The sequence below is a fragment of the Ruegeria sp. K5 genome, assembly GCF_056531805.1.
This window is the reverse complement of record NZ_JBQFML010000001.1, coordinates 1,119,121-1,133,451: the sequence shown is the minus strand read 5'-3', so window position 1 is coordinate 1,133,451 and position 14,331 is coordinate 1,119,121. Positions and strand designations below refer to the sequence as shown.

Sequence of the window (14,331 nt, the reverse complement as noted above, 5' to 3'; positions counted from 1 at the left end):
TTTGATATGTATAAGAAAGTTCTTGTCCCGATGGCGCTGGATCACGGCATTTCGCAGCACACGCTCGAGGTTGCCCGCGCGCTGTCCGAAGAGGGGGCCGAGATCGTCGCCCTGCATGTCTACGAGATGCCGCAGGGCTCGGTCAGCGCATATCTCGACAAGGCGGCGGTCGCCGAAGGATTTCAGCGCGCCCGTCTGGAGTTGCTGAAAAAGGTCGAAGGGCTGGACGGTGTGACCGCTGAGATCGTGAAGGGCCACACCGCGCGGACAATCATCGACTATGCCGGCAGCAACGATGTGGATTGCATTGTCATCGGTTCTCACAAGCCCGACCTCAGCGACTATTTCCTGGGATCGACCGCGTCGCGCGTCGTTCGCCATGCCCCCTGCGCCGTGCATGTGCATCGCGGGGGCTGAATTCCTCAAACGCGCCTATCGCGCCCCAATCAGGACCAAAAGCCGGACCATGAACATAGACAAGAAGATCACTGACGATCTGGTGGCGAACGATATCTCGTTCGTGACCACCGTCCCCTGCAAGCAACTGGCCGGGGTGATAGAAGAGATCGACCAACGCGACGGCATCTTCCACATCCCGTCAAACAAGGAAGACGAGGGGATGGGCCTGTGCGCCGGTGCCTGGATGGGCGGCAAACGCCCGGCCATCATCATGCAGAACACCGCCATCGGCGTGACGATCAACACGCTGGCGACGCTGATCCAGTATTACCGGATGCCGCTGCCCATGCTGATCTCGTATCGCGGAGAGCTGCGCGAGCCTGTGGCCTGCCAGGTCGAGATGGCTGTGCACACCAAAGCGCTGTTGGCGCAGATGAACATCCCGACCTACCATTTCCACAAACAATCGGATGTCGAAGAGCTCGACATGATCCTGAAATACACCTTCATGTGCAACAAGCCGGTCGCCATCCTGACCGATGCCAATTTCTGGGGAGGCTATGGCGACCAATGATCCGTTCCGAGATTCTGAAAGAAATCGCCCCAATCCTGCGTGACCAACTGGTGGTCTGCAATATCGGCATCCCCAGTCAGGAACTGCACGCCATCGACGATCAGCCGACCAACTTTTATATGCTGGGCACGATGGGGCTGGCTTCGTCCATCGGTTTGGGGCTTGCGCTGTCGCAACCGAAACCGGTGATTGTGATCGATGGGGATGGCTCGATCCTGACCAATCTGGGCACGTTGCCGACCATCGCCAACAACGTGGCGGATAACTATATCCTGCTGATTGTCGACAATGGCTCGTACGGGTCGACCGGGGATCAGCCGACCTATGCAGGCCAGAAGACCTCGTTGACGAAAATGGCACAGGCCGCGGGCTGTGAACGCGTGATTGAATGCGCCGCCGAAGACACGGGCCGTGTGCTGCAAGAGGCGCTGGATGCCAAGCAGATGACCATCATCGTCGCCAAATGCGAAAGCGGCAACGCCAAGATGCCGGTTATCACCATGGATCCGGTGGTGATCCGCGACCGTTTCATGAAGGCCGTACAGGCCTGATGGGCGCAAGCGCCATTCACTGCGCCGAAGACGCCCGCCGCCTTGCGCGGCGGCGTTTGCCTTGGATGGTGTTCGACTATATCGACGGTGCTGCGGGGTCCGAAGTCGGGGCTGCGCGCAACCGCGCCGCAATGGATGCGATGACCCTGCGCCCGCGCATCCTGCGGGATGTGAGTGACCGTTCGCTCGGAAGCTCGGTTTTCGGCAAACCCGCGCAACGTCCCTTTGGCATTGCGCCCATGGGCATGTGTAACCTGTCCGGTCCGGGAGCCGACCTGATGCTGGCGCGGCTGTCTGCGCGTTATTCGGTGCCTTTGGGGGTCTCGACTGTGGCCTCAACGCCCATGGAAGAGATGCTGGACGTGTCCGAAGGCAACGCCTGGTTTCAGCTGTATTTCAGTGGCGATGGATCGGGGACAGCCAAGCTAGTGGATCGGGCCAAGGCGGCAGGTTACGAGACACTGGTCCTGACCGTTGACGTGCCCGAGGTCGGGCGCAGACCGCGCGAATTGCGGCATGGGTTCCGTATGCCGTTCCGGCTGGGCCCGCGTCAGTTTCTGGACTTTGCCCTGCATCCGCGCTGGTCCCTGTCGACCCTCGCGCATGGCAAGCCTCAGATGGCGAATTTCCTGATGGAGGGCTACACGTTCGACCGAACCGAAAGCCGCGCCAAAGCCGATTGGGACACTCTGGCAAGGCTCAGGGATCAATGGCCGGGGCATCTGGTCGTCAAAGGCGTTCTGGATGCCGAGGATGCAGTTGCTTTGAAAACAGCTGGTGTGGACGCAATTCAGGTCTCAAGCCATGGGGCCAGGCAATTGGAAAGCGCACCGGCCCCGTTCTCGGTTCTGCCCGACATCCGCGCGGCGGTCGGTGAAGACTATCCGTTGTTCTACGACAGCGGGCTGCGATCCGGCGAAGATGCGCTGAAGGCAATCCGGAACGGCGCTGATTTCACCTTTTTCGGGCGCATTCTGCAATTCGCCATAGCCGCCGGAGGCGAGGCGGGGCTGAACCAGCTTTGGCAGGTGCTGAGCGATGAGATGAGCATCGCCATGGCTCAGATCGGGGCGACACGGGTCGCGCGATCAGCCGAATAGGGCACCATGTATCAGACCAAGGACCGGTCGTTTTTGAGGTGCCGTTGCACCATGTTGCGGACCTGTCGGCCTTTCGACGGGATGCGCCGCGCAGAGTGTGCCACGTAGCCCGGCAGCCGTAGGAACGGGAACAATTCTAAGATTTCGGCGCGGGCGGCGGACGGCAGGCTGCGCATGGCTTGCGGACCGGTGAACAGGCTTTCTGACGGTGCACCTTCGGCAAAGACGACCTCATGCCGGTCAAACAGCATGTGGTAATAGGTGACCTTCCTTGCGGTGTCTTCGCAATCAATGCCCGGCAGTTCGGTCAGCATATGCGCAGGCACCAACACCTCGGCCGCGTCGAACATCCGCGTGGCGATGGGTGAGCGGACAAGCATCCGGTGCTGCGGCGATACAAGCAGATCGCGACGGGGCAAACGGCTGCCTAAAGCGCCAGCTTCAATCCGTATCGGCCTTAGCTTGGGTTTGGCGGCCAAAGCCGCCTGATCCAACTGGCACGCGCCAATCCAGCGGATGGGCTGATCACCGTGATCGGCAGTGCAGACCAGATCACCGGCGGACAGAGATTCAATCGGTTTTGGCCCCGCAGGAGTCGTGATCAGGGTGCCAGCGACAAAACAGGGCACGTCGATGATCGCGGTTGGGTCTGACGTGTCAGGCGCGTTGGTCGGCGTGACATTGACCACCTGGATGTCATAAGTGACCCCCGGATCCAACGGTTCGGACGTGATGTAGCCAACCAGCGTGCCTTCGATTTCAACGGCATAAACCGTGATGTTGCCGCCACCGGGTACCGTCAGGATATAGGATTCCTCAAGATAGATGTCACCGCTGCCAAAAGTGGTCGAACCGTCCAGACTGGTCACAACACCGGTCTGTGTTGCGTCATCTCCGTTTTCGTTATTGAAGCGGTCCCCGTTGAAGATGGTGCCGTCATCCGGCAAAGGATTCGCGCCGTTCAGAATGGTGCCGCCTGCGTCGTCCTGAACATCAAAGACCCTGCGATCCGTGCCGGGGCTGTAGCTGGCCGCCAGTGTGATCGTATCCTGCCCGACAAAGTTCACTGAAATAACGTCCGGCGCGTAGCCGATATACGAGTAGTTCGCCATGACCTAACCCAAACCTCATCCCCTAACAAACCGCCCTGTTTCAATTCATTGATTAAGCCAGGGAGGTTGGCGTTCCCTTAACGGCACCAACCTGCGGCTGAGCTAGTGCGCCTTTGAGGCAATTTGTGGGCGCAGGCGATCAAAACTGGGTGAGGTGGCCAGAGTTTTGAAAGGAACTGAAACAGGTGCGCCAGTCCCCATGTGATCAGACCTTTTTGGCGCAAAAACCTCACACAGCGGTTTCAGTTTGGATAAGGTATTTCACATTGGGACCGTTTCGGAACACGATTGCAAAACCACAATAATGGGACAGAACCTTGGCCGATACTTCCCCGCGTGAGGCGGTGTTTCTGAACGGAAGCCTGATGCGGCATGTGACACGGATGTCACTGACAACCAGCATTGGTTTGATGGCGATTTTTGCCGTCGATTTCGTCGATATGGTTTTTATCTCGATGCTGGGCAATGACGCATTGGCCGCAGCCGTCGGATATGCCGGGACGCTGCTGTTTTTCACCAACGCGATCAATATCGGCTTGTCTATCGCGGCCGGGGCGCTTGTCGCGCGCGAGCTTGGGGCAGGCAGGCCCGAACAAGCACGGCACTACGCGTCCAGCGTTGCGACACTGGGCCTGATTGTCGGTTCAATTACCTCAGGTTTGGTATTGTTAAATATCAGCTTTTTGCTGTCATTGCTTGGCGCGGAAGGCGAGGTTTTGCGGCTGGCGACCCGCTATGTCTCGATCATTCTGCCTACCATGTGGGTTATGTCGATTGCCATGGCGGCGATGGCCGTTCTGCGCGCGCACGGGGACGCCAGACGGTCGATGATGGCCACGATCTATGGCGGGCTTGTCAACGCGGTGCTCGATCCGATCCTGATCTTTGGGGTTGGGCTGGGGCTGGACGGCGCGGCCATTGCCTCGGTCGTGGCGCGGGTGTGCATGTTGGCGGCGGCGTTGTGGCCCGCATTGCGCGTGCATCAGGGCTTTGCGCGCCCCTCGTTGAAACAGGTCGGGCGCGACCTTCGGCCTGTGCGTGCCATCGCGATCCCCGCTGTTCTGACCAATGTGGCAACGCCGATTGGCAACGCGATTGTCGTGCATGAGATTGCTCAGTACGGGACAGATGCGGTCGCGGGTATGGCGGTGATCGGGCGGTTGTTGCCGGTGGCGTTTTCGGTGATCTTCGCGCTTTCTGGCGCGATCGGGCCCATTATCGGCCAGAATTTCGGGGCCGAGAAGTTCGACCGGGTTCGCGCGGCCTATCTGGCAGGGATCAAATTCACGGCGATTTATGTCCTGGGCATGGCCGCAATCCTGTTTTTGCTGCGTGCCCCCATTGCGGATCTGTTTGTGGCGCAGGGCGAGACCCGCGTGCTGATCTACCTGTTCTGCGGGCCGCTGGCCCTGGCGTCGTTCTTCAACGGGGTGATCTTTGTTGCAAATGCCAGCTTCAACAATCTGGGCCATCCGGTCTATTCCACATGGATCAACTGGGGCCGCCACACGGTTGGAACCTGGGTATTTGCGACCTTGGGCTCGTACCTGGCAGGCGCGCCCGGAGTTCTGCTGGGTCAGGCGTTTGGCGGCGTCATTTTCGCCGTCATCAGTTGGGTTATGGTGATGCGCGTTGTCTCGGGCCTGCAAAGTTCGCAAGCGATTGAGCCTTTTGCGGATCAAAACCGCCTCCACTCTCTATTCGGGCGGCGAGGGTGGTAACGGTGTCAGTTGCCCTGATTGCGGGCTTCCAGCCGCTCCAAATTCACGACCGTTGACAGCATGATGCGATCATGGCTCCAGTCTCCGGTCTGTTGGATCGAAGCGGATCCCAAGGCCAGCAAGGCCGCGAAGATCAGCGTCAGTCCCAGAAAGGCCACCGGCAAGGGCGCGGAAACGGTCGGAGTGTCGGTCAACGCGATGACCCGCTGTCGCAGCACGCGCTTGGCGTTTCCGCTTGTGACCATTGCGACATGCAACACACGGGGGCTGCCTTTGGCGACCGAACGTGCGCAGTAATCCAGCAAACACGTCGTGTAGTCCCTTGTATCAATCCGCTTGCGCGCGACAACCGACTGGTCGCAGGCCAGTTCGCGCAGGCGGTCGAACTGGTATTTCAGGATCAGATAAGCCGGGTTCCAGAACAGCAGGGGGCGCAGAAGTTCGAACCCCAACTCCCACTCGACGTCGCCTGCGCGGATGTGCTGAAACTCATGCGCAAGTGCAAATCGCAGCTCGCGCGGGGTATCCAGAAGGTGACTGGGCAAGACCACGTGGCGGCGGCGCAGGCCGCGGACGGCGAAAGGAACGGTGATACGGTCGGACAGGCGGATATCGACCTTGTTGGATCGCCGCCAGAGAAAGCTGGACGTGACCGTGTCGCGGATCGCAAGCGCGTCGCGTGTGACACGCAAAGCCAGCAGTGCAGCGACACATGCCAGCAGGGCCAATAGAACGGTAACGGCAGAGGATTGACCGGACAGCACCAGATCGACCCAACGCTCGCGCGTATTCAGCAACGCTTCGAACTGGGTCGCAGGCATCGCAATGTCGCCACGCAGATAGGCGGCCACCGCGATATCGCCAAGGGCAAACCCCCGATCAGGCCAGGCCAGACTGGACAGTGCCGAAACGCCAAGCGCAAGGATCGGGCTGACCAGAACGCAAATACACAGCGCCTTGAACGCGTGCAGCTGCGAGATAAACCCGGTGCGCAGTGACGTGCGGGCCAGAGCCGCGCGGGCGATCAGCCAGATAAGGGCCGACAGGCCCAGCACGATGTTCATTTCCAGAAATGCGTCGAGTACCGGTTTAACCGCGGTCATTTTGCAGTCTCCTCTCTACCAGTGCTCGAATTTCCTCCAGATCGGTTTCGCTCAGACCTTCATCATCGACCAGCCGGGCGACCAGTGAGGCGGGCGTGTTGTCAAACAACGTCCGCGACAGGTTCTGAAGTGAGCGTGCCTGATACCTGTCCTTGTCCAGAAGCGGTCTGTAGATCAGGGTCTTGCCGTCCTTGCGGCTTTCGACAAATCCCTTTTCATCGAGAATACGCAGGATCGTGGCCCCTGATGTATAGGCCAGATTCCGTTCCGGGGGCAGGCGGTCCAATACATCCCGCACCGAGCCGTGACCAAGCGCCCAAAGCTCGTTCATGAACTCCAGTTCAACTTCGGTCAGCAGATTTGTTGTCTTTTTCTTACGCATCGATCTCGGTGTCGTCATGATTGGTCTGCCTGTCAGACAAGCATCCTTTCGCCGTTTCGCAAAGTCTAAACTTTCCAGAAGACGAAGATGCCCCAGCCGATGGACAGGAAAAGCGGGGTCCAGACCGGTTGGCCGACCAGCCCAAGCCAGGCGAGGAAGATATAGGCCGAGCCGAGAAGCGTGATGAACAGCCGGTCGCCCAGTGTGGTCGTCAGGCCCAAAACCCCGCGCCGCTCGACCCCGTCGCGGTATTTGAAGCCTTCCAGAATACCGATCAGGGCGATGGCCGAGAAGATGCCGACAAACAGGGCCAAGGTCGCCGGGGTCCAGGCCATCCAGAAATCGGGCCACAGGGGATCGGTCCACGAGAAGCCTTTTTCCTCTTGCTGGCCGACGCTGCCCCATCCGGATTGCTGGGCGAATGCCATGGTGGGCAAAAAGGGCAGGGTGAGAAGAAGTTTACGCATATCGAACCTCACACACGTCCCATCGCGAAACCGCGCGCGATGTAGTTGCGGACAAACCAGATGACGATGGCGCCGGGGATGATGGTCAGGGTTCCGGCGGCGGCCAGCAGACCTAACTCATACCCCGCGCTGGAGGCGGTGCGGGTCATCACGGCAGCGATGGGTTTGGCCTCGACCGCCGTCAGGGTTTTGGCCAGCAGCATCTCGACCCATGAGAACATGAAGCAGAAGAAGGCAGCGACGCCGACGCCCGCTTTGATATTGGGCAGGAAGATCGTCACGAAGAAGCGCGGGAAGGAATAGCCGTCGACATAAGCCGTTTCATCCAGTTCCTTGGGGATGCCGCGCATGAAGCCTTCCAAAATCCACACCGCCAGCGGCACGTTGAACAGCGTATGTGCCAGCGCCACAGCCAGATAGGTGTCGAACAGGTGGATCGACGAATAAAGCTGGAAGAAGGGCAGCGCGAAAACCGCCGCCGGGGCCATCCGGTTGGTCAGCAGCCAGAAGAACAACTGCTTGTCGCCCAGGAACCGATAGCGCGAGAACGCATAGGCCGCAGGCAGGGCCACACAGACCGACAACACCGTATTGATCGTCACGTAGATGATCGAGTTGATGTAGCCCCAGTACCATGTCGGATCGGTGAAGATGGTGATATAGTTCTCCAGCGTAAAGGTCTGGGGAAACAGGGAAAAGCCCGACAGGATCTCGTTTGTCGTTTTGAAGGACATCGCCACCAGCCAATAGATCGGCAGCATCAGGAACGCGATATAGAGGATCGGGATAAGGGACCGCTTCTTCATTGCGCGTCATCCTTTGTCATCAGAGTGTAGAAGACCCAACTCACCAGCAGCGTGATGGCGAAATAGATCAGGCTCATCGCCGCCGCAGGGCCAAGGTCGAACTGTCCCAGCGCGATTTTCACAAGGTCGATCGACAGCAAGGTGGTCGAGTTTCCGGGGCCGCCGCCGGTCAGAACGAAGGGCTCGGTATAGATGTTGAAACTGTCCATGAACCGCAGCAGGACGGCGATGGTCAGGACGGTTTTCATCTTGGGCAACTGAATATAGCGGAACACCGACCATGGGCTGGCCCCGTCGATCTTGGCGGCTTGATAATAGGCATCCGGGATCGAGACCAATCCCGCATAGCACAGCAGCACGACCAGCGACGTCCAGTGCCAGACATCCATGACGATGACGGTAATCCAGGCCGAGATCGGCTGTTGCGTCATGTCATAGTTGATGCCCAGAACGTCATTCAGGAAATACCCCAACAACCCGATCTTGGGCAGCGTGAAGATGTTCCACATCGAGCCCACGACGTTCCACGGGATCAGCATCGGCAGGGCCATCAGCACCAGACAGACCGGCACCCAGAAGCCTTTGCGGGGCATCGAAAGGGCGACGATGATGCCCAGCGGCACCTCGATCAGCAGGATCAGGAAGGTGAACAGGAACTGTCGCCCCAGCGCGGCCTGAAACCGGTCGGACCGCAGGATCTGTTCGAACCAGCCAAGCCCTTCCCAGAAGAACTGGTTGTTGCCGAAGGTTTCCTGCACCGAGTAGTTGACCACTGTCATCATCGGCACCAGCGCGTTGAAAGCAACCAGCGCCAGAACCGGCAGGACAAAGAACCATGCCTTTTGGTTTTCCGTTCTCATTGTGCCCGCTCCTGAGTTGCGATCCAGCCGTCGCGGTAGACGCGGGATTGTTCGGGTTTGAATTGCAGAAAAACCTGTGATCCCGGTTCGGGAACCTCATGTTCCGTGACAGCTTTGAGGGCGGTGTTGCCGACCATCGCGCTGACGACGTAGTGGCGGCCAATGTCGGAAACTTTGGTCACATGCGCCGGGATACCGGTATCGCCAAAGCCCACATATTCAGGGCGGATGCCCAGATCGGTGCGGCCTCCGTCGCCATGGGTCGGGCCTTCCAGCATGACCTCGTGGCCCTCGAACACGGCCCGATCGCCCTTGGCCTCGCAGGGCAGCACGTTCATGCCGGGTGAGCCGATGAAGTGGCCGACGAAGGTGTGCTGAGGGCGCTCGAACAGTTCAACCGGTGTGCCGATCTGCACCACCTCGCCGTCTTGCATCACCACGACTTCATCAGCGAAGGTCAGCGCCTCGGTCTGGTCGTGGGTCACGTAGATCATCGTGGCCTGCACGCGCTGGTGCAGTTCTTTCAGTTTGGACCGCAGCTTCCATTTCAGATGCGGGTCGATCACGGTCAACGGTTCATCGAACATCACTGCGTTCACGTCGTCGCGGACCAGCCCGCGACCCATCGAGATCTTCTGTTTGTTGTCAGGGCTGAGGCCCGAGGCGCGGGTGTTTAGCATATCCGTGACGTCCAGCATCTCGGCGATCTCATCGACGCGGCGTTTGATGGTCGCCGGGTCAACACCCCGGTTTTTCAACGGGAAAGCAAGGTTTTCGCCCACTGTCATCGTGTCGTAGATCACCGGGAACTGGAACACCTGTGCGATGTTACGCTGATCGGGGGGCAGGGCGGTGACGTCCTGACCATCGAACAGAATCTGCCCCTCAGACGGTGTCAGCAGGCCCGAGATGATGTTCAGCAACGTGGACTTGCCGCAGCCCGACGGGCCAAGCAGCGCATATGCGCCGCCGTCGCGCCAGGTTACGTCGATTTCCTTCAGCGCATAGTCCTCAGGGCCTTTGGGTGAGGGCATATAGCTGTGCCGCAGGTTTGAAAGCTTGATCTGAGCCATGTCACGCGACCCTTTGGCCGTCTTGGCCGAAATACCGGCAATGGGCCGGGTTCATGTAGAAACTGTGGTCCTCACCCACCCGGTAGGGATGTACCCCTGCGGCCAGAGAGACCCATGCATCCTCGCCATGCTGGAAATGTGCGCTGGAATCTGAGCCCGACAGTTCAGTCACGATCACCCGGCCCGTCAGTTCAACATCCGCTTCCGACGTTCGGAACGGAGTTACGCGATGCGGGCGTACGGCGACGGAGTAGTCGCCATCTGCCATGCCCGAGACATTCCAGCGTCCGCCGCCTTCCAATTGCGCCATCGCGCCTGTCACTTTGACCCGACCCACATTGATTGGCGGATCCGAAAAGACGCGCGCAGCGGCGATGTTTTCTGGGTTGCGGTAAATGTCGGCGGTGGGGCCGAACTGTGTCACGCAGCCATCTTCCATCAGGGCGGTGTGACCACCCAACAGCAGGGCCTCTTCGGGTTCCGATGTGGCATAGACCACCACTGCGCCGCGTCCTGCAAACAGGTCGGGCAGTTGCTCACGCAGTTCTTCGCGCAGCTTGTAGTCGAGATTGGCCAGCGGCTCGTCCAGAAAAACAGCGCGGCTTTCCTTGGCAATCGCCCGCGCCAGCGCAGTACGTTGCTGTTGCCCGCCCGACAGCTCATGCGGGCGGCGGTGCAGCATGGGACGCAGTTGCAGCAGGTCGGCAGCCTCTTCGACGCGGCCCTCGATCTCGGACTTTGCCATGCCCGCCACGCGCAGGGGCGAGGCGATGTTGTCGAACACGCTCATATGCGGGTAGTTGACGAAAAACTGGTGCACCAGACTGATCTGCCGCTTCTGCGTGTTCAGCCGGGTCACATCCTGCCCATCCATCAAAACCTTGCCCGAGGCGATCGGGTCCAGCCCGGCCATCATCTTGATAAGCGAGGTCTTTCCCGAGCCGGTCGCGCCCAGCAGCACATTGAAATGGCCGGTTTGCAGCGTCAGGTTTGTAGGCTTGATATGGATGACGTTGCCGACCCGTTTGGTCGCGTCCTGTAGTTCGATCATCGGGGAAACTCGTGGGGTATTTGGGGTAGGCCGGGCTGAAGCCCGGCCTACGATGTTGCGTTTACTGGGACTGCCAGCGCTGAACCAGTTCGTCATAGTTGACGGTCTGACCCTGCGGCTTTTCGTTCTCCAGCTTCGCCTTGGGCGAACCGGCCTTTTCCAGCCAGAAGGACGGATCCTGCGGCTCGTTCAGGCGGGGGCCACAGCCGCCGTAGACATTGGCTGCTTCGTCCGCCGCCTGCATCCGGGACATGGTGATGTCCATCTCTTCGGCCAGACGATCCATCGCCTCTTGCGGAGTGAACGCGCCCGAGTTCACGTCACCGATCTGCTGCCACCAGATCTGGGCCAGCTTCGGATAATCCGGCACGTTGATGCCGGTCGGCGACCAGGCCACACGGTCAGGCGAGCGGTAGAACTCGACCAGACCACCCAGCTTGGGCGCGCGTTCGGTGAACGACTCGTGATTGACCGAGCTGTCGCGTGCGAAGGTCAGACCCACGTGGGATTTCTTCACATCGACAGTTTTCGACGTCACGAACTGAGCGTACAGCCAGGCCGCCTGAGCACGATCCGAAGGGGTCGATTTCAGGAAGGTCCACGACCCCACGTCCTGATAGCCAACCTTCTGGCCTTCTTCCCAATAGGGGCCATGCGGGCTGGGCGCCATCCGCCATAGCGGCGTGCCTTCGTCGTCGACAGTATTGTTGCCTTCGGACTTCGGCTTGACCATGTCGGCGGTAAAGGCGGTGTACCAGAAGATCTGCTGGGCCACGTTGCCTTGGCTAAGCGCGGGCAGCGACTGGTAGAAGTCATAGGACGCCGCACCCGGAGGGGCGTAAGCCCGCAGCCATTCATCCCATTTGCGGATCGCATAGACCGCAGCCGGACCGTTTGCAGCACCACCGCGCGACACCGAAGCGCCAACCGGATTGCAGGTGCCCGCTTCCATGCGGATGCCCCATTCATCGACCGGAACACCGTTCGGCTCGCCCACGTCACCGGCACCGGCCATCGACAGCCATGCGTCGGTCATACGCCAGCCCAAGTCAGGCGCGCGTTTGCCGTAGTCCATATGGCCATAGATCGCCACACCGTCGACTTCCTTGACGTCGTTGGTGAAGAATTCGGCGATGTCCTCATAGGCCGACCAGTTGACCGGAACGCCCAGATCATAGCCGTATTTCTCTTTGAACGCGGCTTTGTTGGCTTCGTCATCGAACCAGTCCTTGCGGAACCAGTAGAGGTTCGCAAACTGCTGATCCGGCAGCTGATACAGGTTGCCATCCGGGCCAGTGGTGAACTGAATGCCCATGAAGTCATCCAGATCCAGCGTCGGTGAGGTTGTCGCCGCCCAGTCGCCGCCCATCTGTTCGGTGAGGTTATAAGCCAGTTGCAGGCGCGAGTGGGTGCCGATCAGGTCGCTGTCATTGACATAGCCGTCATACAGGTTTCGGCCGGTCTGCATCTGGGTTTGAACGGCCTGAACCACTTCGCCCTCACCAAGTATCTGATGATTGACCTTGATACCGGTGATTTCCTCGAACGCTTTGGCCAGAACCTCGGATTCATAGGAATGCGTGGGGATGCTTTCCGACAGAACGTTCAGTTCCATTCCGGCATAGGGTTCGGCAGCTTTGATGAACCACTGCATTTCCGCCATCTGTTCGTCTTTCGACAAGCTGGACGGCTGGAACTCATCATCGATCCAACGCTGTGCTGCGGCTTCGTCGGCCCAAACGGGACCGTGCCCCGCAATGACGGCAGCCGCCGCCACTGCGGAAAGTAGATGTCTCCGCATCTGTCTCCTCCCAAAGATTATGGTTGTCCGGCGCTAACCGGATGGCGCTCAGCATCAGCGATTTTTTGCATATGTGTCAAACTAAATTTTTAGTAAATGAGGATCGGAGAAGAATTTGGATGCGAACCCCTCGCCGTTTCTTTGTTTGCGCCTGTTGTTTAAGTGCTTGAAAAATATTATTTAAATTTCGAGACTAACCTAGGAATATATGACGCGTTCGAGTGAGAATAATCGATGCCCTGAACCCGTATGCTCTGAAATTCTGTTCCGAAGACTGACAGCGATGCACCTTATATGCGGCTGTTTTTGGCTCATTTGGCGGACACTGTTTTTGGGGGCCAATTACACGCTCGCAGCCCTACGGCGCAGCCAGAATCGCGATTCGCCTTCGACGGCAGGGCATGGCCCCCTCATAGTACCGATCCGCGCTGTTGCCCGAATAACCAACCCTGCCAGAGATCGCAGGGCGAATTGTAAATCTGCTGGATTTGCCGGCTCGGCTTCGTAGTTTGTACACCAGTTTGATTTTTCGGAGCCGACCTTGAAAAAGCCCGTCCTCAATACCCATCGCGAGCTTGAACTGCTGGACGCCCTCAAGCGTCTCGGTGGGACGGCCCGGAACTCGGAACTGGCCACGATGCTGAATGTCTCCGAAGAGACAGTGCGCCGTACGATCAAAGCCCTGTCCAGCGCTGGCACGGTCGAACGTGTTCACGGCGGTGTTTACCTTGCGGGGGCACAGGGCGATCCCGGATTTTTCCGCCGTATTTCGCAACATGCTGACGAAAAACGCCTCATAGCGCAGCATGTCGCGCGGATGGTTAGGGACCGGATGACCATCTTTCTGGACGTCGGATCGACGACCGCTTTTGTGGCAGAGGAACTGCGCCATGCCGAGAACCTGACCGTCGTGACAAACTCAATCGTGGTGGGGCTGACACTGGTGGGCGTCAATGGCAACCGGGTGCATTTGTTGGGGGGCGAGATGCAAAGCGACGAGCGCGGTACCTTCGGGCACGTGGCGCACCGGCAGCTGCAGCGTTATGCCTTTGACCTTGCGATCCTCAGCACCGATGCGATTTCGGACAGCAAAGGGTTTTTGTATCAAAGCCTTGGCGAGGCGGATCTTGCGTCCGCCGTGGTGCAGAATGCGGATCAGGTTGTAATGGCGGCAGCGCATTACAAATACGACGTATCGGCACCCTATGTGGGCCCGGATCCGCGCCGGATTCACATATTGGTAACGGACAAAGCCCCGGACGGAGCGCTGGCCGATCAGATCGCAGAATGGGGCATAGACATGCAAATCGCGTCTGCCTGAGCCATCGCAG

The 14,331-nt window shown here is 59.2% G+C and carries 15 protein-coding genes; 6 read left to right on the top strand and 9 right to left on the bottom strand.

From position 1 onward, the window contains the following. Nucleotides 1–6: 6 nt before the first annotated feature. Genes ACR0MO_RS05735 through ACR0MO_RS05720 form a run of 4 tightly spaced genes read left to right on the top strand, consistent with a single transcriptional unit; the run spans nucleotide 7 to nucleotide 2,624 of the window. Nucleotides 7–417 (top strand): universal stress protein, encoded by a 411-nt coding sequence (locus ACR0MO_RS05735; protein ID WP_170517663.1) that lies wholly within the window; start codon nucleotides 7–9, stop codon nucleotides 415–417. A gap of 49 nt (nucleotides 418–466) precedes the next feature. Next, nucleotides 467–973 carry a sulfopyruvate decarboxylase subunit alpha gene (gene comD / locus ACR0MO_RS05730; protein ID WP_170451631.1) on the top strand — a complete coding sequence of 169 codons (507 nt, stop codon included), beginning with the start codon at nucleotides 467–469 and terminating at the stop codon, nucleotides 971–973. Continuing rightward, a complete protein-coding gene (comE, locus tag ACR0MO_RS05725) occupies nucleotides 970–1,524 on the top strand; it encodes a sulfopyruvate decarboxylase subunit beta (RefSeq protein WP_170630348.1) in 555 nt (184 codons plus the stop codon). The genes comD and comE overlap by 4 nt, the downstream gene beginning before the upstream one ends. Further along, nucleotides 1,524–2,624 (top strand): alpha-hydroxy acid oxidase, encoded by a 1,101-nt coding sequence (locus tag ACR0MO_RS05720; RefSeq protein WP_480890087.1) that lies wholly within the window; start codon nucleotides 1,524–1,526, stop codon nucleotides 2,622–2,624. The genes comE and ACR0MO_RS05720 overlap by 1 nt, the downstream gene beginning before the upstream one ends. Nucleotides 2,625–2,635: 11 nt before the next feature. On the opposite strand, the gene ACR0MO_RS05715 is transcribed toward ACR0MO_RS05720, so the two are convergent. Beyond that, nucleotides 2,636–3,736, bottom strand: a complete 1,101-nt coding sequence (locus tag ACR0MO_RS05715; RefSeq protein ID WP_480890084.1) for a Hint domain-containing protein — start codon at nucleotides 3,734–3,736, stop codon at nucleotides 2,636–2,638. Between the two features lie 317 nt (nucleotides 3,737–4,053). Here ACR0MO_RS05715 and ACR0MO_RS05710 point away from each other — a divergent pair, with 317 nt between their 5' ends. Then, the gene (locus ACR0MO_RS05710; protein ID WP_480890082.1) at nucleotides 4,054–5,457 is read left to right on the top strand and encodes an MATE family efflux transporter; all 1,404 of its coding nucleotides are present in this window, start codon (nucleotides 4,054–4,056) and stop codon (nucleotides 5,455–5,457) included. Between the two features lie 5 nt (nucleotides 5,458–5,462). Here ACR0MO_RS05710 and ACR0MO_RS05705 read toward each other — a convergent pair whose 3' ends face one another. The 8 genes from ACR0MO_RS05705 to ACR0MO_RS05670 all read right to left on the bottom strand — a co-directional run bounded on the left by ACR0MO_RS05705 (nucleotide 5,463) and on the right by ACR0MO_RS05670 (nucleotide 13,000). Then, entirely contained in the window at nucleotides 5,463–6,560 is a 1,098-nt protein-coding gene (locus ACR0MO_RS05705) for a M56 family metallopeptidase (RefSeq protein WP_480625832.1), read from the bottom strand. Beyond that, entirely contained in the window at nucleotides 6,547–6,942 is a 396-nt protein-coding gene (locus ACR0MO_RS05700) for a BlaI/MecI/CopY family transcriptional regulator (RefSeq protein ID WP_170451622.1), read from the bottom strand. The genes ACR0MO_RS05705 and ACR0MO_RS05700 overlap by 14 nt, the downstream gene beginning before the upstream one ends. 65 nt (nucleotides 6,943–7,007) lie before the next feature. Beyond that, nucleotides 7,008–7,277, bottom strand: coding sequence for a DUF2160 domain-containing protein (locus ACR0MO_RS05695; protein ID WP_480626265.1), 270 nt, complete (start codon nucleotides 7,275–7,277; stop codon nucleotides 7,008–7,010). A 140-nt stretch (nucleotides 7,278–7,417) separates the two neighbouring features. Then, nucleotides 7,418–8,215, bottom strand: coding sequence for a carbohydrate ABC transporter permease (locus ACR0MO_RS05690; protein ID WP_058280831.1), 798 nt, complete (start codon nucleotides 8,213–8,215; stop codon nucleotides 7,418–7,420). Continuing rightward, nucleotides 8,212–9,075, bottom strand: coding sequence for a carbohydrate ABC transporter permease (locus ACR0MO_RS05685; protein WP_058280832.1), 864 nt, complete (start codon nucleotides 9,073–9,075; stop codon nucleotides 8,212–8,214). Before ACR0MO_RS05685 ends, ACR0MO_RS05690 begins: the two co-directional genes overlap by 4 nt. Further along, nucleotides 9,072–10,148, bottom strand: a complete 1,077-nt coding sequence (locus ACR0MO_RS05680; RefSeq protein WP_170451619.1) for an ABC transporter ATP-binding protein — start codon at nucleotides 10,146–10,148, stop codon at nucleotides 9,072–9,074. Before ACR0MO_RS05680 ends, ACR0MO_RS05685 begins: the two co-directional genes overlap by 4 nt. A gap of 1 nt (nucleotide 10,149) precedes the next feature. Then, nucleotides 10,150–11,199 carry an ABC transporter ATP-binding protein gene (locus tag ACR0MO_RS05675; protein ID WP_170451617.1) on the bottom strand — a complete coding sequence of 350 codons (1,050 nt, stop codon included), beginning with the start codon at nucleotides 11,197–11,199 and terminating at the stop codon, nucleotides 10,150–10,152. 61 nt (nucleotides 11,200–11,260) lie between these two features. After that, complete coding sequence (locus ACR0MO_RS05670; RefSeq protein ID WP_170451615.1) at nucleotides 11,261–13,000, bottom strand: ABC transporter substrate-binding protein; 1,740 nt, start codon at nucleotides 12,998–13,000, stop codon at nucleotides 11,261–11,263. Between the two features lie 541 nt (nucleotides 13,001–13,541). Here ACR0MO_RS05670 and ACR0MO_RS05665 point away from each other — a divergent pair. Next, complete coding sequence (locus ACR0MO_RS05665; protein WP_480890079.1) at nucleotides 13,542–14,321, top strand: DeoR/GlpR family DNA-binding transcription regulator; 780 nt, start codon at nucleotides 13,542–13,544, stop codon at nucleotides 14,319–14,321. Nucleotides 14,322–14,331: the final 10 nt, after the last annotated feature.

What these genes read in the sequence shown, in the direction of transcription:
- ACR0MO_RS05720 (WP_480890087.1), top strand. Translation starts at nt 1,524, where the DNA reads ATGGGCGCAAGCGCCATTCACTGCGCCGAAGACGCCCGCCGCCTTGCG.
- ACR0MO_RS05685 (WP_058280832.1), bottom strand. Translation starts at nt 9,075, where the DNA reads ATGAGAACGGAAAACCAAAAGGCATGGTTCTTTGTCCTGCCGGTTCTG.
- ACR0MO_RS05735 (WP_170517663.1), top strand. Translation starts at nt 7, where the DNA reads ATGTATAAGAAAGTTCTTGTCCCGATGGCGCTGGATCACGGCATTTCG.
- ACR0MO_RS05705 (WP_480625832.1), bottom strand. Translation starts at nt 6,560, where the DNA reads ATGACCGCGGTTAAACCGGTACTCGACGCATTTCTGGAAATGAACATC.
- ACR0MO_RS05675 (WP_170451617.1), bottom strand. Translation starts at nt 11,199, where the DNA reads ATGATCGAACTACAGGACGCGACCAAACGGGTCGGCAACGTCATCCAT.
- ACR0MO_RS05700 (WP_170451622.1), bottom strand. Translation starts at nt 6,942, where the DNA reads ATGCGTAAGAAAAAGACAACAAATCTGCTGACCGAAGTTGAACTGGAG.
- ACR0MO_RS05670 (WP_170451615.1), bottom strand. Translation starts at nt 13,000, where the DNA reads ATGCGGAGACATCTACTTTCCGCAGTGGCGGCGGCTGCCGTCATTGCG.
- ACR0MO_RS05680 (WP_170451619.1), bottom strand. Translation starts at nt 10,148, where the DNA reads ATGGCTCAGATCAAGCTTTCAAACCTGCGGCACAGCTATATGCCCTCA.
- ACR0MO_RS05695 (WP_480626265.1), bottom strand. Translation starts at nt 7,277, where the DNA reads ATGGCCTGGACCCCGGCGACCTTGGCCCTGTTTGTCGGCATCTTCTCG.
- comD (WP_170451631.1), top strand. Translation starts at nt 467, where the DNA reads ATGAACATAGACAAGAAGATCACTGACGATCTGGTGGCGAACGATATC.
- ACR0MO_RS05690 (WP_058280831.1), bottom strand. Translation starts at nt 8,215, where the DNA reads ATGAAGAAGCGGTCCCTTATCCCGATCCTCTATATCGCGTTCCTGATG.
- ACR0MO_RS05715 (WP_480890084.1), bottom strand. Translation starts at nt 3,736, where the DNA reads ATGGCGAACTACTCGTATATCGGCTACGCGCCGGACGTTATTTCAGTG.
- comE (WP_170630348.1), top strand. Translation starts at nt 970, where the DNA reads ATGATCCGTTCCGAGATTCTGAAAGAAATCGCCCCAATCCTGCGTGAC.